Source organism: Selenomonas sp. KH1T6, from assembly GCF_900108415.1.
GTDB classification, from domain to species: Bacteria; Bacillota; Negativicutes; order Selenomonadales; family Selenomonadaceae; genus Selenomonas_B; species Selenomonas_B ruminantium_A.
On sequence record NZ_FNWN01000002.1, the window covers coordinates 178,567 to 194,760 of the forward strand.

Sequence of the window (16,194 nt, forward strand, 5' to 3'; positions counted from 1 at the left end):
GATGGCTAAGAAAAAACATCAACCGCCACACGAAGAACATGAAGGTGAGCCCTGGCTCCTGCCTTATTCTGACCTGATGACCCTGCTGCTGGCTCTTTTCATAGCGCTGTTCGCTATCTCACAGACTGACCAGACGAAGCTCAAGCAGATGGCCCAGGCCTTCACGGCAGCCTTCAACTCCGGCGGCCCCTCCTTCTTTGACGCCATGGGCCCGAATCCGGGGCGCCGTGCTGAGATGCCAAGTGATGAGGATGCGGGCAACTCTGCCTATATCCAGGAAAACCAGAGCCTGGAGGAAGTGCAGCGGCAGATGGAGGAATATATAGAGGCCAACAATCTTAAAGATAAGCTAACCACAGAGCTTTCCGAAGATGGTCTGATGATAAGGATCAAAGAGCGGGCGTTGTTTCCTTCGGGGTCTGCCCAGCTGGTGGCTGAGTCCCAGAAGATTGCCCCTGTGATAGCGGGTCTTTTGGCTACTCTTCCCGAGCGGGTGGTCATCTCCGGTCATACGGACAACGTGCCCATCAACACGGCTCAGTTTCCTTCCAACTGGGAGCTTTCTTCCAGTCGTGCCCTGAATTTCATGAAGTACATCATCGCCCAGGACAATAGGCTCAATCCCAAGCGCTTCAGCGCTGTGGGCTACAGCGAATACCGTCCTATTGCTTCCAACGATACGGACGAGGGCAGGCAGCAGAATCGCCGGGTGGAAGTTTTCATCGCTCGGAACTATCGCTTCAATCCTAATGAGAGCGTGAGCGCTGCGGGCGGTCCCCCCACCAGCAAGGCAACGGGCAATATTCCTTCTACAGGTGCTAGCAGCACGCTGGGAACCACAGGTGACAGCAGCATTGGCAGCACCGATGACAGCGGTGCCACTGGTGCCACTGGCGGTCCCACCATGGCGGGCAAGGCCTATACTGGAGATTTGCCTCCTGCTCTGGCAAACTGATGGTGCAAGATTTCACCTTGAAATGGTATACTATAGGAGCCGGCAAGTACTGTCGGCTCCTAATTTGTGATTAAGCGGAGGAATAATAGTTGATTGCTGGCATTGGCACGGACATCATTGAAATCACCCGGGTGGAAAAGGCGGCCAGTCCCGCCTTCATCAAGCGGGTCTATACGGAAAAGGAACAAGCTTACTGCGAGGGGCGGGGAGCAGGCAGATATGCCAGCTATGGTGCCCGCTGGGCGGGGAAAGAAGCTGTGCTGAAGGCCTTTGGCACAGGGCTCAGGCATGGCTCCCTGCTGGATATCGAAATCCTGCCTGATGAGTTGGGCTGTCCCCAGGTGACCCTCAGCGGCTATTTTGGGCAGCTGGCAGAGGAACGGGGGGTAAAGTCTGTCTGGCTCTCTTTGAGCCACTCGAGGGACTATGCTGTTGCCCAGTGTGTGATGGAAAAATAAATCATAAGCGGAGGAAATGGTATGAAGCTTGGACTTATAGAAGATATGCACAGGATAGACAAGGAGGCGGCAGACAGTTACAGCCTGCCTGAAATCGTGCTCATGGAAAACGCCGGCCGCAGGTCAGCAGAAGTGACCATCGAGATGCTGGGAGGAGTGCAGGGCAAGAGCCTCTGCGTGGTGGCCGGCAGCGGCAACAACGGTGGTGATGCCATGTCTGCTGCCCGCCACCTGGCCAATAAGGGGGCAAGGGTGAGAGTCTTCCTGGCCGGGGAGCACGCCAACCTGAAGCCTTCGGCTGCTGCCATGTACACCATTTTGGAAAAGATGGGCATGGAACTGCACGAGCTGAACGGTGACAGGGATTGGGACAGGTTCCACATGGCCCTGAAATTTTCCGAGGGTATAGTGGATGGCATCCTGGGCACCGGAGCTGTGGGGGAGCTCAGGAAGAAGACCTTGAAACTGATTGAGGAAATCAATCAGTCGGAAAGGCCTGTCATGGCCATAGATATGCCCAGCGGGGTGGCGGCAGATACGGGGGCAGTGCAGACTGCAGCCGTAAGAGCCCAGGCTACCCTTTCTTTGGGCCTGCCCAAGCCGGGGCAGCTGCTCTCCCCGGGGGCAGATTATGTGGGCAGGTTGGTAGTGGATGATATTGGCCTGCCTTCCCAGCTGCTTGATTCGGATAAGATGTCCTTGCAGATGCTGGACAAGGATTTGGCGGCCTCCCTGTTGCCGGAGCGTGCCAGGGATGTGCATAAGGGCAGCTGTGGCCGCATTCTCATTGTGGCCGGGTCCCGCGGCATGACCGGGGCGGCTGTCATGGCAGCCAAAGCAGCCCTGCGCATTGGGGCAGGATTGGTGACTTTGGCAGTGCCACAGAGCCAGCAGCCCATAGTGGCTGCGCAGGTGCAGGAAATCATGACCTGTCCCCTGCCGGAAACGGAAGCCGGGTATTTGGGAGGCGAAGATGCTGTGCAGGTGGTGCTTTCCCTGGCCAATAAGGCTGATGTGCTGCTGATGGGGCCGGGACTGGGAAGGGCTGCGGAGACCATGGAGTTTGTGAGGCTTGTCTCCACCCGCACTCCCTGCCGCCTGGTGCTGGATGCAGATGCGCTCTTCGCCTTTGCACGGCTGCCTGAGGTGCTGGCAGAGTGCAAGGAACGCCCTATCCTCACGCCTCATTTGGGGGAGATGGCGCGGCTGATGGGGGTGGAGACAGAGACTCTCCGGGGGAATCTGGTGCCGGCTGCCCAGCGGCTGGCCAAGGGCTGCAAGGCCGTATTGGTGGCCAAAGGCGAATGTACGCTGATGGCATATCCGGAAGGGGAGGTTTTCTTCTCCACACTTGGTAATCCTGGCATGGCCACTGCCGGAACTGGTGATGTGCTGGCAGGCACCATTGCCGGCCTGGCGGCCCAGACGGAGGTGGATTTCATGCCGCTTCTGGGCACGTATCTTCACGGCAGGGCAGGAGACCTGGCCTATGAGGTGCTGGGGGAAGGCCTGCTGGCAGGTGACATCATCGAAAAACTGCCTCAGGCCCGCCGGGAACTCCTGGACTGGCGCAAGGAGAAGGGCATCAAGGACATAGAAAGACGTTTGTTCTCAAAAGGCATTGACAATGTTACATTTCTAGCCTAAAATAATTCAATGAGATAAAGATGTTTCACATTTCCGCCAATGGTGGACAAACATCAGTCAAGTTTATATATAGGGGGACCCGGCAAACTCCGGGCTGTCCTTAGCAGAAAAGGGGCATTAGTATGGCAAAGGCAGATGTGGATTGGTCGAATTTGGGTTTCAGCTATCGTACGATATCCAAGCGCTATGTGGCAAATTTCAAGGATGGCAAGTGGGGCGAGGGCGTGCTTACCGAGGATGCCAATATTGTCCTCAATGAATGTGCAGGTATCCTGCAGTACTGCCAGGAGGTCTTCGAGGGCCTTAAGGCTTACACTACCAAGGATGGACGCATTGTGACTTTCCGTCCTGACCTCAATGCAGAGCGCATGGTGGATTCAGCCAAAAGGCTGGAAATGCCTGCTTTCCCCAAGGAGAGGTTCCTGGAAGCAGTGGATCAGGTAGTGGCAGCCAACAAGGAATGGGTGCCTCCCTACGGCTCTGATGCTTCCCTGTACCTGCGCCCCTATATGTTCGCCTCCAGCCCGGTCATTGGTGTGAAGCCGGCTGAGGAGTATCAGTTCCGTCTCTTTGGCACTCCTGTGGGACCGTACTTCAAAGGCGGTGCCAAGCCCATCACCCTCTGCGTAAGCGACTTTGACCGGGCTGCGCCCCATGGCACGGGCCATATCAAGGCAGGCCTCAATTACGCCATGAGCCTCCATCCCTATGTGCTGGCTCATCACAACGGTTTTGACGAGAATATGTTCCTGGATTCTGCCACCCGCACTTACGTGGAGGAAACCGGTGGCGCCAACTTCCTCTTCATCACCAAAGATGGCACGGTGGTAACCCCGAAATCCGACAGCATCCTGCCTTCCATCACCCGCCGCTCTCTGGTGTACCTGGCAGAGCACATGCTGGGCATGAAGGTGGAGCATCGCCCAGTGAAGTTCTCCGAGCTGAAGGATTTCGCTGAGTGCGGCCTCTGCGGTACGGCAGCTGTCATCTCCCCTGTGGGCAAGGTGGTTGGGAAGGATGAGACCATCGAATTCCCCAGCGGCATGGAGAAGATGGGCCCCGTCACCCAGAAGCTTTACGATACCCTGCGCGGCATCCAGCTGGGCACCATCGAAGGACCCGAGGGCTGGATTCGGGAAGTCAAGTAAATCTTATAGAAATGCGTCTGAGGACTGCTGTGAGGCAGTCCTCTTTTCTTGTGCGTTGAATTTTCATAGTGCACCAGGAGTGTACAGGAAGGATTTTGGTCTGGTCAAAGAGAATGCCCTATAAATAGGAATGTTTGAAGGTGGCAAAACTTGGTTTATTGCGCTATAATATTTTTAGTGCTATTTTACATAGGGAGTTTTACGTTATGCCTATAGATTTTTCCCTGCCCAGCGGATTCCATGGCATTCTCTCCACCATTACGGTGCTTGATGCTGTAGATATTTTCATTGTGGCAGTCATCCTTTATAAAGTATATGAGATGCTCCAGGATACCCGGGCCATTACCCTGGTGAAGGGTGTGCTGGTGCTTTTGGGCATCACCATCATCTGCAGCTGGCTGGAACTGCATGTCATGTCCTGGCTCCTGCAGAAGAGCGTGACCCTGCTCTTTGTGGCTTTGCCCATTGTATTCCAGCCAGAACTTCGGCGTGCTCTGGAACATCTGGGGCAGGGCAAGTTTCTGGCCCCTTCGGTTACGCTGGATTATGATGAGGCCCGTTCAGTGGTAAATGAGCTGGCCAAGGCGGTAAAAGTGCTTTCCACCAACAAGATAGGGGCCCTGCTGGTTATTGAGCGGGATATGGGGCTCAATGATATCAGCGCCACAGGCATACAGATAGACGGCCTGATCACCTCTGATTTCCTCATGAATGTGTTTATTCCCAATACGCCGCTGCATGACGGGGCGGCAGTGATTCGGGGAAAGAGGCTCATTGCAGCAGGCTGCCTGCTGCCCCTGACGGAGAATCGCAGCCTTTCCACGGAGCTGGGCACCAGGCATCGGGCAGCTATTGGTCTTTCTGAGCAGTGCGATGCCCTGATTGTAGTGGTCAGTGAGGAAACGGGGACTGTTTCTGTGGCTGAGAACGGCCATATCATGAGACACCTGGATATGGACAGGCTCAAGGCGGTCTTGCGGCCGGCCTTTGTAGCTCCTGAAGCGGGCTTCAAGGATATGATCAGGAATTGGAGGAATAAGTCATGATTGGACGCTTGCAAAATCTGGTGCGGCGCAATCTGGCTGCCAAGATACTCTGCTTCCTGGTAGCCCTGGTGCTTTGGGGCTATGTGATGAATGACCAGAATCCTTCCATTGAGGGCACCTTTTCTGTGCCCCTTACCATCATGAATGCTCCTGAGGGGTACAAGGTGTCCCAGGAAACAGGAGCAGTGAAGCTGAAGGTGCGGGGCCCCCGCTCCATGTTCGTGAATGCTACAGAAGATGATTTTGAGGCCTATGTGGACTTGGATAGTGCCAGTGACGGCAGGAAGGCTTACCGGGTGCATACCAATATGCCGCAGGGCTTTGAGTTAGTGGAAGTGCAGCCGGAGACTGTGGAAGTGACTTTGGATAAGATTGAGAGCCGCCAGTTCAAGGCAGAGCTCATTGTCACGGGAGCTACAGCTCCAGGTACTACTGTGGCCAGGGTCACTCAGACTGCCAGCGTGGTCAGCGTGGAGGGGCCCAAGTCCCTGCTGGATGAGGTAAGCCGGGTGATAGGCTATGTGGGCCTCTCCGGCAATGGCACAGATTTCACCCTCCAGGTGCCTCTCACGCCCATCAATGCAGACGGCAGGGAGGTAAGCGGCGTTACGGTGCGGCCTTCCTCCGTGCAGGCAGATGTGCAGCTGGCCCGGGGACTGACTAAGAAAGTAGTCAATATCAAGGCTGTCACTGTAGGGGAGATGCATCGGGGACTGGTGCTGTCCGGAGTGAAGGTGGACCCGGTGAAGATTGAGATTGCAGGACCTGAGGAAACCCTGGCCCAGATCACTTCTGTGGATACGGAGCCTGTCAATCTGGCAGATTTGGGCAAATCCACCAGCAGGAAGGTGCAGCTGAAACTTCCCGAAGGCGTCACAGTGACCAACAAGGAGGTTACTGTTTATCTGGAAATCAGGAAGGCCGATGAGCCGGAGAAGAGTCAGTAAGTCAATACAAGATGGAGTGAAGATAACATTGCTTAGAATCAAGAATATGCAGGTGCCTCTCACTGAGGAGGCGGACCTGTCCGTCCTTGTGGCTAAGCGTCTCGGATTACCACCCCAGGCTGTGCTTGGGGTGGTAATTGTGCGTAAGGCCATAGATGCCCGCCGCTATCGTGGGGCTCCCATCCAGTTCACCTATATGCTGGATGTAGAAATAGCACCTGCCCATGAAAAGAAGCTCAGGGGCAAGCTGAAAAAGGACAAGAATCTGGAAATCATAGTGCCTCAGCCCCTGACTGAAAGGAATTTTCCTGCTCCCGGGCAGGGAGAGCTGCCTCCTGCAGTGGTGGGCTTTGGTCCCGCAGGCATGTTTGCGGCGCTGACCTTGGCCAGGGCAGGTTATCGGCCTTTGGTGCTGGAGCGGGGAGCGGATGTCGATACCCGCACCAAAGATATTGAATCTTTCTGGCAAGGGGGCGGGCTGAAGCTTCAGTCCAATGTGCAGTTCGGTGAGGGAGGCGCAGGCACCTTTTCCGATGGCAAGCTCACCACCCGCATAAATGACCCCTTGATGGGAGAAATCATTGAGGCTTTTATCAGGGCTGGTGCTCCGGAGGAGATACGCTATCTCCATAAGCCTCATATCGGCACGGATCTTTTGCGGGGCATTGTCAGGAATATCAGGCAGGAAATCATTTCCCTGGGGGGGCAGGTGCGCTTTGGTGCCCAGGTGACGGATTTGGAGCTTGCCCCGGGAGGGGAACTGGCTGCCCTGATTGTGGGGAGCGAGGAGCGCATACCCTGCCAGGCAGCCTTCTTTGGCATCGGCCATTCTGCCCGTGACACTTACCGCATGCTTCTTTCAAGAGGCTTGAAGATGGAAGCCAAGCCCTTTGCCATGGGGGTGAGAATAGAGCACCCCCAGGAGTTTATCGACAGGGCCCAGTATGGAGAAGATGCGGGGCATCCCCGCCTGCCTGTGGCAGATTATGCCCTGACCTACAAGGACCCGGTGACGGGCAGGGGAGCATACTCTTTCTGCATGTGCCCCGGGGGACTGGTGGTGGCGGCCACTTCCGAAAAGGAGGGTGTTGTCACCAATGGCATGAGCAATTTCGCCCGGGATTCGGGCATTGCCAACAGCGCCCTGCTGGTGCAGGTGGGGCCGGAGGATTTCGGCAGGGAAGTGCTCTCCGGCATGGCCCTGCAGGAAAAGCTGGAGCACCTGGCCTTTGACCTGGGGGGCAGGGACTACAAGGCTCCCGTGCAGACCGTGGGGGACTTTCTCTCGGGTTCTGTGGGGGCTCAGTCATTCCTGACTTCACCTACTTATCGTCCGGGGGTAAAGACGGCTGATCTGCATGACTGCCTGCCTGAGTTCATCACCAAGACTTTGGCGGGGGCATTGCCGTATTTTGACAGGAAGATACCAGGCTTTGCTGACCCGGGGGCGGTGATGACGGGCATTGAGTCCCGTTCTTCTGCTCCCTGCCGCATTGTGCGGGACAGGGAAAATATGATGGCTGAGGGAACGCCAGGGCTTTATCCCATGGGGGAAGGGGCAGGCTACGCCGGGGGCATCATGAGTGCTGCCGTAGACGGCATGAAGGCAGCCCTTGCATTTCTCACTGCTTCTGTGGCATACTAAATGAGTTATGATTTAATTTTTAAAAGCTATTAGGGGGATTTATATTATGGCAAGACTGTTTGGCACGGACGGCGTCCGGGGGGAAGCAAATGTGACTTTGCTGCCGGAGATGGCTTACCGCCTGGGCCGTGCTGCTACGCTCTATTTTGGCAAGGACAGTGAGGAGGAGCAGCCTCTCATCATCATTGGCCGCGATACCCGCCTCTCCGGGGAAATGCTGGAAGCCGCTTTGGTGGCAGGTATCTGCTCTGCTGGCGGCCGTGCCATGCTGGCAGGAGTCATTCCTACGCCGGCCATTGCGTATCTGGCCCGCAAGCATCGCGCCAAGGCAGGCATCGTGATCTCTGCCTCCCACAATCCTTTCCATGACAACGGCATCAAGTTCTTCGGCGGGGATGGCTACAAGCTGCCGGATTCCGTGGAAGACGAGCTGGAGGCCATTGTGCATCAGCTGGAGGAAAATGATGACCTGTACCGTGCCAAGGGCAGCCGTATCGGACATCTGGAGGCACGCAAGGACCTTCTGAACCAGTATATAGACTTTGTGCTGAGCACCTGTGAGGAGCGCCTGGATGGCATGAAGATCGTGCTGGACTGCGCCAACGGTGCTTCTTTCGAGGCTATGCCCCAGATCCTGCGCCAGTTGGGAGCCAAGGTGAAGGTTATCCACGCTCTGCCCAATGGCATCAACATCAATGATGGCTGCGGCTCCACTCACATGGAGTCCCTGCAGAAGGCCGTAGTGGAGTATGGTGCAGATCTTGGTATTGCCAATGACGGCGACGCTGACCGCTGCCTTTGCGTGGACGAGAAGGGCGAGATCATCGATGGCGACCATATCCTCATCATGTGCGCCACGGATATGATCAAGAGCGGCACGCTGCCTTACAAGACTGTCGTGACCACGGTGATGGCCAACATCGGTTTCCACAAGGCCATCAAGGCTGCTGGCGGCCGTGCGGAGATCACCAAGGTGGGTGACCGCTATGTGCTGGAAAACATGCTGAAGAACGGCTACAAGATTGGCGGCGAGCAGTCAGGACACATCATTTTCACTGAATACACCACAACTGGCGACGGCCTCATCACTGCCCTGCAGGTGCTCAAGTCCCTGAAGCGCAGCGGCCGCAAGGCTTCTGAGCTGACCGCTCTCATGACCACCTATCCCCAGCTGCTGCTGAATGTGAAAGTGGCTACCAAGGAAGGCTGGGAGGAGAACGAGAACATCAAGGCTGCCATTGCTGCAGGCGAGGCGGAGCTGGGGGCTGAAGGCCGCATTCTGGTGCGCCCCTCCGGTACGGAGCCGCTGATTCGCGTTATGGCTGAGGGCCCGGATCAGGAGCAGCTGGATGATATCTGCAACCGCATTGCCGATGTGGTGAAGGCGGAGCAGGGCTGATGGATGCGGCCTTAGTGCTGGTGAGCTTTGGGGTGGCGGGCCGTGAGGCCCGTGCCTTGGGGCTTGAGAAACTGGCAATGGAAATGGGGGAGGCCCTGCCTGATATGGAAATCCGGCAGGCTTATACCTCCGTTTTCATCAGGAAGAAACTTCTGAAAGATGGGATAATCATTCCTTCTCTGGCAGAATGCCTGGCAGGGCTCAGGCAGGAGGGCTTTCAGAAGGTATTCCTGCAGCCAACCCATTTCACGCCGGGTGAAGAATATAATCATAAGGTCATTGAGGCTGCAGAGGAGTTCCGCGGCAGCTTTGAACTGCTGAAAATCGGCGAGCCTCTTTTCTATCAGGAAAAGCCCGGGCAGGATGATTTTGCGTCAGGCCTGGCGGCTGTATTTTCTGCCTATCATCTTGAAGATGGGGAAGATTTGGTCCTGTTGGGCCACGGTTCACCCCATCAGCACAATCCCGTTTATGAGAAACTGCAGGAGAGGGCGGACAGGCAGGACCTTCCCGTTCATATTGGCGTGCTGGAGGAAAGCGATACGCCCAACTTTGACATGGTGCTGGCACGCTTGCAGAAAAAAGGCACAAAAAAGGTGCTTCTGGCCCCGCTGCTTCTGTCAGGCGGCCTCCATGTCCATGAGGATATGGCAGGAGAGGGAGCTGGTTCCTGGCTCTCCCGCCTGAAGTCCGCAGGTCTTGAGGTCAGGACGGAGCTCAGAGGTCTGGCAGAATACCCGGCCTTCCGCAAGCTCTACCTTGCCAAGGCCTTGAAGCTGGTGGGAAGCGAATAGCCAATAGCTATTAGTTATATTCTCATAAAATATTTTGATATTTTCCCTGATTGTTGTATAATACACAAATGGGAATTTCTATGGTTTCATCAAATACATTATAATGAGGTGATTTCATGTCACAACCGGTTACGACTAACCCGTTCATCATCATGCTCATCAACATGACGGTGGTGTTCCTGGTTCTGATCGCCCTGGGAGTAGTCATCAATCTTATCCACTACTTCGATCCTACCAAGCCCAAGGCCAAGCCTGCAGAGGAGGCTCCGGCCCCCGCTCCTGCTCCGGCTCCCGTAGTGAAAGCTGCGCCAGAGCCTGTAAAGGAAGAAGGCCTTACCCCCGAGGTAGTAGCGGTGATAGCAGCGGCAGTTGCCAGTCTTGGCTACGGTCCCGGCGCCGTCAAGGCCATCAGGCCTGTTGACCGCAACGGCTGGAAGCAGTCCGGCCGCACCATGGGCATGGACCGCACGGTTTGAGCAGGGAGGGATATAGATGGAATTATTCAATGCTTTCGTAGTCTCCCTGCAATCTGTCTGGACAGGGAGCGGCTTTGCCACCTTTACTGGCGGGCATGCCATCATGATTGGCGTAGGCCTGGTGCTCCTCTACATGGCCTTCGTGAAGGAATTTGAGCCTCTGCTCCTGGGACCTATCGCCTTTGGCTGTATCCTGGCCAACTTCCCGGGCACGGGCTTCCTGGAAGAGCCGGGTCTTATGCAGGCTATCCATTACGGTATTGCCAATGAGATTTTCCCGCCGCTGATCTTCCTGGGCATCGGCGCCATGACTGACTTCGGTCCGCTGCTGGCCCGCCCGGTGGTGCTCCTCCTGGGAGCAGCTGCCCAGATTGGCGTGTTCGTGGCTCTGGTAGGTGCCATGCTGCTGGGCTTCAACGTGCAGGAAGCAGGCGCCATTGGCATCATCGGTGGTGCTGACGGCCCCACGGCTATCTACCTGTCCATTCAGATGGCTCCGCACCTCTTAGGCGCTATTGCCGTGGCAGCTTACTCCTATATGTCCCTGGTGCCGCTGATCCAGCCGCCTATCATGAAGCTCCTCACCTCCCAGAAAGAGCGTGAGGTGCAGATGGAGCAGCTTCGTCCTGTGACGAAGTTCGAGCGGGTGATGTTCCCCATCGTGGCTACCATCCTCATCAGCCTGCTGCTGCCGCCCATTGCGGCTCTCCTGGGCATGCTGATGCTGGGCAACCTGTTCCGCGAGTCTGGTGTTACTGACCGTCTCTCCGATACGGCCCAGAACTCCCTGTGCAACATCGTCACCATCTTCCTGGCTACCGGTACGGGCATGACCATGAGCGCTGAGAGCTTCCTGGTGCCCCAGACCCTGCTGATTATCTGCCTGGGTCTCGTGGCCTTCGCTGCCGGCACCGCAGGCGGCGTCCTCTTCGGCAAGATCATGTGCCGTCTCTCCGGCTGGAAGATCAATCCGCTGATTGGTTCCGCTGGCGTTTCCGCTGTGCCTATGGCTGCCCGTGTCAGCCAGATGGTGGGCATGAAGGCCAAGCCAGGCAACTACCTGCTGATGCACGCCATGGGCCCCAACGTGGCCGGCGTCATTGGTACGGCAGTGGCCGCTGGTACCATGCTGGCTATGCTGAAATAACAAAAATGCATGAAAGTCTTGGATTCTTCAGGGAGTCCAAGACTTTTTTTGTAAAAAAATAACAATCAAGCAGGAATTCTTTGAAAAAAGTCGAAACACTATTATTGTCAGCGTAAGCTGGAAGGTTTTTGGGAGCTGTACTACTATTCGCAGCAATAATTGCAGCTCAAGTTTTGGAGGGGGTTTTTGTTATGATCGGGATCAAAAATGTCATTGCTATTGTTTGCGGCGGCGGGCCTGCCCCTGGCATCAACAGCGTTATTTCCGGAGTGGTGAATGAAGCTCACCGCCAGGGCTGGGATGTGCTGGGCATCTACGACGGTTTCTCCCGCCTGGCCCGTGGCGAGAAGAACTACATCCGCCTGGAGCCGAAGAATATCAGCCGCATCCATCTTACTGGCGGCTGCATCCTGAAGATGTCCCGCTTCAATCCCACGAAAAAGGAATCAGACCTCCGCACGGTGGTTGAGACTTTGACGGAGCTGGGCGTCACCCATCTGGTGACCATCGGCGGCGACGACACGGCCTACAGCTCTGCTGCAGTTTCCGACTATGCCCGCCGGGCAGGGCGCACCATCAATGTGGTGCATGTGCCCAAGACCATTGATAACGACCTGCCGCTGCCTGAAGGCGTGCCCACCTTTGGTTTCGAGACGGCCAGAGCTTTCGGCACCACTGAGATAGAGAATCTCATGGAAGATGCCCGCACTTCCAACAACCGCTGGTACTTCACCATCGCCATGGGCCGTACCGCAGGCCATCTGGCTCTGGGGATGGGCCGCAGCGCTGGAGCAGCCATCACCATCATTCCGGAGGAATTCCCCCAGGAAAAGATTCCCCTGCAGCAGGTGGTGGATATCCTGACCGGTTCTCTGGTGAAGCGCTATCTCACCGGCAAGAACTACGGCGTGGCAGTCATTGCCGAGGGCGTCATCGAAAAGATTGCCCCGGAGGACTTCGACAAGCTGGGCCAGGTAGTGAAAGACGAGCATGGCCATATCCGCTACAGCGAGCTGGACTTTGGTGAAATCATCAAGCAGGCTGTTCTGGCTGAGGTCAAGAAACTGGGCATCAAGGTGTCCATCATTGATAAGGAAATCGGCTACGAGCTCCGCTGCACCGCGCCCATTGCTTACGATATCGACTATGCCCGCCAGCTGGGCTTCTCGGCAGTCAGCTTCCTTAAGGAAGGCGGCAGCGGCGCCCTGATCACCATTCAGGACAACAAGTCCGTGCCCATGTACTTCGAGGATATCAAGGATCCTGAGACGGGCAAGACGGCAGTCCGCAAGGTGAACATTGGGTCTGTGCACTATCAGATTGCCCGTGGCTTCATGATGAGGCTTGAGGAAGGGGATCTTGAAGATCCGGGCTTGGCCAATGCCTACCACATGACCCAGGAGGAATTCAAGGCACGCTATGCATACCTCTTTGAGGGCACTCCTACAGTAGAAGGCTAAGCGAAATTTATAGAAGCAAATACGGCAGCCTGGCAGGGATTTTAGACCTGCCGGGCTGTTTCTTTACGCGCTCAAAAGTTTTTTGCATTTTTTTCAAAAAGGGGGTTGACGTGAGGAGAAGGATAATCTATAATACTATCTTGTCAGCCGGTGCTGAGGCGCAAGAGCCGAAGCCAAGGCAAGATAATCGCGGGATGGAGCAGTCGGTAGCTCGTCGGGCTCATAACCCGAAGGTCACAGGTTCAAGTCCTGTTCCCGCAACCAATTATGATTTTTCCATTTCACTCATCGCGGGGTGGAGCAGTCGGTAGCTCGTCGGGCTCATAACCCGAAGGTCACAGGTTCAAGTCCTGTCCCCGCAACCAATGTTTGGAATGCTGATGTAGCTCAGTCGGCAGAGCGTATCCTTGGTAAGGATAAGGTCACCAGTTCAATCCTGGTCATCAGCTCCATTTTTTTATTCTGGCTGTCGCAGAAAAGCGGTAGTGCTGGAATGCTGATGTAGCTCAGTCGGCAGAGCGTATCCTTGGTAAGGATAAGGTCACCAGTTCAATCCTGGTCATCAGCTCCATATATATTGGCGGCATAGCTCAGCTGGCTAGAGCATGCGGTTCATACCCGCAGTGTCCGGAGTTCAAGTCTCTGTGCCGCCACCATTTGTAAAAAAGAGTCCCTTTCGAGGGGCTTTATTTTATGCCCTGGAAATTTATGGAAATTTCCTGAGGAAAATCCTTAAGGGTGTCAAGGTTTTACTGTTGACACGCCAGGGCTTCTGTGCTAAATTATATTAGTGACGTCTGCAAGAAGGGGCGTCAAAGAGTCCAAAGCGTAAGGGGTGTAAGAAGAGATGCGCAACAATATTACCTTGGAGTGCACGGAGTGCAAGAGCCGCAACTACCGTACCAACAAGAACAAGAAGAACAACCCGGATCGTCTGGAGTTCAATAAGTACTGCAAGTTCTGCAAGAAGCACACGGTCCACAAGGAAACGAAGTAATTGCAGTAAGGGCAGGAGGATGTGAAACTCGTGAAGAAGTTCATAGACGAAGTAATCGCCGAAATGAAAAAAGTGTCCTGGTCCACGAAGAAGGAACTCGCCACTTATACTGGTGTCGTTGGCATCGCGGTTGCAGTGGTATGTGCCCTGATCTGGATTTGCGATACGTTCTTCGCAAGATTGTTCCACATCATTTTAAGGTAAGCTGGGTGAATTAAGCATGGCAGATAAGGACGAGCTGGACCTGCACAAGGACAATCCTGGCAGGGCCTGGTATGTGATTCATACCTACTCCGGCTACGAGAACAAAGTAAAGGCCAACCTTGAGCGCCTGATCCACACCGCCGGCATGGAAAAGATGATTTTCAATGTGGTGGTTCCTGTGGAAGAGGAAGTTGAAATCAAGGAGAACGGCCAGAAGAAAGTCGTTCCGCATAAAGTCTTCCCTGGATATGTGCTGGTTGACATGATTGTCGATGAGCGTTCCTGGTATGTTGTGCGCAATACTACTGGTGTCACCGGCTTTGTCGGCTCTGAAAAGCACCCGATACCGCTTACTGATGCTGAGGCACAGCGTATCCTGAAGTCCACGGACGAGACGAAGCTCAAACCTGAACTCGATTTCGAGGTAGGGGATGTAGTTCGCATCAATTCGGGCGTCTTTGAAAACTACACCGGGACGATTACTTCCATTGATACTGAGAAGTGCCGTCTGAAGGTGCTGGTGGAGGAGACTCCGATTGAACTCGATTACAAGCAGGTTGAAGAAATCTGATTGTAGTTGTAGATTATTTCCTTTTGAGGAGGTGTTTTGAAGATGGCAAAGAAAGTTGCAAAGATTGTCAAGCTCCAGGTTATGGCAGGCAAGGCTAATCCGGCTCCTCCGGTAGGTCCGGCACTTGGTCAGGCAGGCGTTAACATCATGGGCTTCTGTAAGGAATTCAACGAGAGGACCAAGACTCAGGCCGGCCTTATTATCCCGGTTGAGATCACGGTTTTTGAGGATAGATCCTTCACGTTCATCACTAAGACTCCGCCGGCTGCAGTGCTTCTGAAGAAGGCTGCTGGCATTGAAAAGGCCTCTGGCGAGCCTAACAAGAACAAGGTTGCCAAGCTGCCCCGTGCCAAGGCACAGGAGATTGCTGAGAGCAAGATGAAAGACCTCAACGCTGCTGATATCGAGGCTGCTACCCGCATGATCGAGGGTACTGCCCGCAGCATGGGCATCGAGATTGTTGACTAAGCAATGATTTCGTGCCTCGTGGGAGGCAGACACCGTTATCACCACGATGATAGGAGAATGAAAAATGGCTAAAGCTGGTAAGAAATACCAGGACGCTTGCAAGCTCATCGAGGCTGGCAAGGTCTACACGGCTGCTGAGGCTATGGAACTGGTCAAGAAGACCGCTACGGCTAAGTTCGATGAGACCATCGAGCTCCATGTCCGTCTCGGCGTTGACCCCAAGTACGCTGATCAGCAGGTCCGCGGCGCAATGGTTCTTCCCCATGGTACGGGCAAGAGCAAGCGCGTCCTCGTCTTTGCAAAGGGCGAGAAGGTTAAGGAGGCCGAAGAGGCTGGTGCAGATTTCGTCGGTTCCGATGAGATCGTGCAGAAGATCCAGGGTGGCTGGCTCGATTTCGACGTGGCCGTTGCTACTCCGGATATGATGGGCACCGTCGGTCGTCTTGGTAAGGTCCTGGGTCCCCGCGGCCTCATGCCGAACCCGAAGCTGGGTACGGTTACCATGGATCTTGCAAAGGCAATTTCCGAGATTAAAGCAGGTAAAGTCGAATACCGCACCGATAAGGCCGGTAACGTGCATTGCCCCATCGGCAAGGCATCTTTCGACGCTGAGAAGCTTCAGCAGAACTTCCAGGCCCTGATTGATACACTGATTCGCGTGAAGCCCGCTGCTGCCAAGGGCCAGTACATCCGCTCCATCACTGTGAGCGCTACTATGGGCCCCGGCGTGCCGGTTCAGCTTTAAGAATCAGCGAGGCTCCGGCCTCAGGGGCGCCTTATGGCACCCTGACAACTGTATATCGATGGCTGTAGACAGCAGGTTTGATCCCAT

At 55.1% G+C, this 16,194-nt stretch carries 17 protein-coding genes, 5 tRNA genes and 1 other annotated feature (1 of these 23 only partly in view); all 22 genes read left to right on the forward strand.

Annotation, left to right across the window (positions count from 1 at the left end):
- Window position 1: 1 nt before the first annotated feature.
- The 22 genes from BLW59_RS02295 to rplA all read left to right on the forward strand — a co-directional run bounded on the left by BLW59_RS02295 (window position 2) and on the right by rplA (window position 16,107).
- Window positions 2-955 carry a flagellar motor protein MotB gene (locus BLW59_RS02295; protein ID WP_080706017.1) on the forward strand — a complete coding sequence of 318 codons (954 nt, stop codon included), beginning with the start codon at window positions 2-4 and terminating at the stop codon, window positions 953-955.
- Between the two features lie 89 nt (window positions 956-1,044).
- On the forward strand, window positions 1,045-1,413 hold the full coding sequence (gene acpS / locus BLW59_RS02300; RefSeq protein ID WP_029545231.1) for a holo-ACP synthase: 369 nt from the start codon (window positions 1,045-1,047) through the stop codon (window positions 1,411-1,413).
- A gap of 21 nt (window positions 1,414-1,434) precedes the next feature.
- Window positions 1,435-3,060 (forward strand): NAD(P)H-hydrate dehydratase, encoded by a 1,626-nt coding sequence (locus BLW59_RS02305; RefSeq protein WP_081348339.1) that lies wholly within the window; start codon window positions 1,435-1,437, stop codon window positions 3,058-3,060.
- A gap of 122 nt (window positions 3,061-3,182) precedes the next feature.
- Window positions 3,183-4,208 (forward strand): branched-chain amino acid aminotransferase, encoded by a 1,026-nt coding sequence (locus BLW59_RS02310; RefSeq protein ID WP_029545227.1) that lies wholly within the window; start codon window positions 3,183-3,185, stop codon window positions 4,206-4,208.
- 206 nt (window positions 4,209-4,414) lie between these two features.
- A complete protein-coding gene (gene cdaA, locus BLW59_RS02315) occupies window positions 4,415-5,254 on the forward strand; it encodes a diadenylate cyclase CdaA (RefSeq protein WP_074695814.1) in 840 nt (279 codons plus the stop codon).
- Window positions 5,251-6,201 carry a YbbR-like domain-containing protein gene (locus BLW59_RS02320; RefSeq protein WP_074695816.1) on the forward strand — a complete coding sequence of 317 codons (951 nt, stop codon included), beginning with the start codon at window positions 5,251-5,253 and terminating at the stop codon, window positions 6,199-6,201. The genes cdaA and BLW59_RS02320 overlap by 4 nt, the downstream gene beginning before the upstream one ends.
- A gap of 28 nt (window positions 6,202-6,229) precedes the next feature.
- Window positions 6,230-7,846, forward strand: coding sequence for an FAD-dependent protein (locus BLW59_RS02325; RefSeq protein WP_074695818.1), 1,617 nt, complete (start codon window positions 6,230-6,232; stop codon window positions 7,844-7,846).
- Between the two features lie 46 nt (window positions 7,847-7,892).
- Window positions 7,893-9,245 carry a phosphoglucosamine mutase gene (gene glmM / locus BLW59_RS02330; RefSeq protein ID WP_029545220.1) on the forward strand — a complete coding sequence of 451 codons (1,353 nt, stop codon included), beginning with the start codon at window positions 7,893-7,895 and terminating at the stop codon, window positions 9,243-9,245.
- Entirely contained in the window at window positions 9,245-10,039 is a 795-nt protein-coding gene (locus BLW59_RS02335) for a sirohydrochlorin cobaltochelatase (RefSeq protein ID WP_074695820.1), read from the forward strand. The genes glmM and BLW59_RS02335 overlap by 1 nt, the downstream gene beginning before the upstream one ends.
- Before the next feature lie 116 nt (window positions 10,040-10,155).
- Window positions 10,156-10,515 carry an OadG family protein gene (locus tag BLW59_RS02340; RefSeq protein ID WP_029545217.1) on the forward strand — a complete coding sequence of 120 codons (360 nt, stop codon included), beginning with the start codon at window positions 10,156-10,158 and terminating at the stop codon, window positions 10,513-10,515.
- 16 nt (window positions 10,516-10,531) lie between these two features.
- Window positions 10,532-11,662, forward strand: coding sequence for a sodium ion-translocating decarboxylase subunit beta (locus tag BLW59_RS02345; protein WP_074695821.1), 1,131 nt, complete (start codon window positions 10,532-10,534; stop codon window positions 11,660-11,662).
- Window positions 11,663-11,853: 191 nt separating this feature from the next.
- On the forward strand, window positions 11,854-13,122 hold the full coding sequence (gene pfp / locus BLW59_RS02350; RefSeq protein ID WP_074695822.1) for a diphosphate--fructose-6-phosphate 1-phosphotransferase: 1,269 nt from the start codon (window positions 11,854-11,856) through the stop codon (window positions 13,120-13,122).
- A gap of 188 nt (window positions 13,123-13,310) precedes the next feature.
- Window positions 13,311-13,386: transfer RNA gene (locus tag BLW59_RS02355), tRNA-Met, on the forward strand.
- 25 nt (window positions 13,387-13,411) lie between these two features.
- Window positions 13,412-13,487: transfer RNA gene (locus tag BLW59_RS02360), tRNA-Met, on the forward strand.
- Window positions 13,488-13,498: 11 nt separating this feature from the next.
- Window positions 13,499-13,574 (forward strand) — tRNA-Thr (locus BLW59_RS02365).
- Between the two features lie 43 nt (window positions 13,575-13,617).
- Window positions 13,618-13,693: transfer RNA gene (locus BLW59_RS02370), tRNA-Thr, on the forward strand.
- An 8-nt stretch (window positions 13,694-13,701) separates the two neighbouring features.
- Window positions 13,702-13,778 (forward strand) — tRNA-Met (locus BLW59_RS02375).
- Between the two features lie 191 nt (window positions 13,779-13,969).
- Window positions 13,970-14,119: a 50S ribosomal protein L33 gene (gene rpmG / locus BLW59_RS02380; protein WP_029545211.1), complete on the forward strand. Its 150-nt coding sequence runs from the start codon at window positions 13,970-13,972 to the stop codon at window positions 14,117-14,119.
- A 30-nt stretch (window positions 14,120-14,149) separates the two neighbouring features.
- Window positions 14,150-14,323 (forward strand): preprotein translocase subunit SecE, encoded by a 174-nt coding sequence (secE, locus tag BLW59_RS02385; RefSeq protein WP_072004164.1) that lies wholly within the window; start codon window positions 14,150-14,152, stop codon window positions 14,321-14,323.
- Between the two features lie 16 nt (window positions 14,324-14,339).
- Window positions 14,340-14,894, forward strand: coding sequence for a transcription termination/antitermination protein NusG (gene nusG / locus BLW59_RS02390; RefSeq protein ID WP_029545208.1), 555 nt, complete (start codon window positions 14,340-14,342; stop codon window positions 14,892-14,894).
- Between the two features lie 42 nt (window positions 14,895-14,936).
- A complete protein-coding gene (rplK, locus tag BLW59_RS02395; protein WP_029545206.1) occupies window positions 14,937-15,362 on the forward strand; it encodes a 50S ribosomal protein L11 in 426 nt (141 codons plus the stop codon).
- A gap of 64 nt (window positions 15,363-15,426) precedes the next feature.
- Window positions 15,427-16,107 carry a 50S ribosomal protein L1 gene (gene rplA / locus BLW59_RS02400; RefSeq protein WP_029545204.1) on the forward strand — a complete coding sequence of 227 codons (681 nt, stop codon included), beginning with the start codon at window positions 15,427-15,429 and terminating at the stop codon, window positions 16,105-16,107.
- Between the two features lie 44 nt (window positions 16,108-16,151).
- Window positions 16,152-16,194 (forward strand) — a sequence feature (ribosomal protein L10 leader region); it runs 95 nt beyond the window's last position.

Bases quoted from the DNA above. Each gene is read 5' to 3' on its own strand.
- BLW59_RS02295 (WP_080706017.1), top strand. From the start codon at position 2: ATGGCTAAGAAAAAACATCAACCGCCACACGAAGAACATGAAGGTGAG.
- BLW59_RS02305 (WP_081348339.1), top strand. From the start codon at position 1,435: ATGAAGCTTGGACTTATAGAAGATATGCACAGGATAGACAAGGAGGCG.
- BLW59_RS02310 (WP_029545227.1), top strand. From the start codon at position 3,183: ATGGCAAAGGCAGATGTGGATTGGTCGAATTTGGGTTTCAGCTATCGT.
- cdaA (WP_074695814.1), top strand. From the start codon at position 4,415: ATGCCTATAGATTTTTCCCTGCCCAGCGGATTCCATGGCATTCTCTCC.
- BLW59_RS02320 (WP_074695816.1), top strand. From the start codon at position 5,251: ATGATTGGACGCTTGCAAAATCTGGTGCGGCGCAATCTGGCTGCCAAG.
- glmM (WP_029545220.1), top strand. From the start codon at position 7,893: ATGGCAAGACTGTTTGGCACGGACGGCGTCCGGGGGGAAGCAAATGTG.
- BLW59_RS02335 (WP_074695820.1), top strand. From the start codon at position 9,245: ATGGATGCGGCCTTAGTGCTGGTGAGCTTTGGGGTGGCGGGCCGTGAG.
- BLW59_RS02340 (WP_029545217.1), top strand. From the start codon at position 10,156: ATGTCACAACCGGTTACGACTAACCCGTTCATCATCATGCTCATCAAC.
- BLW59_RS02345 (WP_074695821.1), top strand. From the start codon at position 10,532: ATGGAATTATTCAATGCTTTCGTAGTCTCCCTGCAATCTGTCTGGACA.
- pfp (WP_074695822.1), top strand. From the start codon at position 11,854: ATGATCGGGATCAAAAATGTCATTGCTATTGTTTGCGGCGGCGGGCCT.
- rpmG (WP_029545211.1), top strand. From the start codon at position 13,970: ATGCGCAACAATATTACCTTGGAGTGCACGGAGTGCAAGAGCCGCAAC.
- nusG (WP_029545208.1), top strand. From the start codon at position 14,340: ATGGCAGATAAGGACGAGCTGGACCTGCACAAGGACAATCCTGGCAGG.
- rplK (WP_029545206.1), top strand. From the start codon at position 14,937: ATGGCAAAGAAAGTTGCAAAGATTGTCAAGCTCCAGGTTATGGCAGGC.
- rplA (WP_029545204.1), top strand. From the start codon at position 15,427: ATGGCTAAAGCTGGTAAGAAATACCAGGACGCTTGCAAGCTCATCGAG.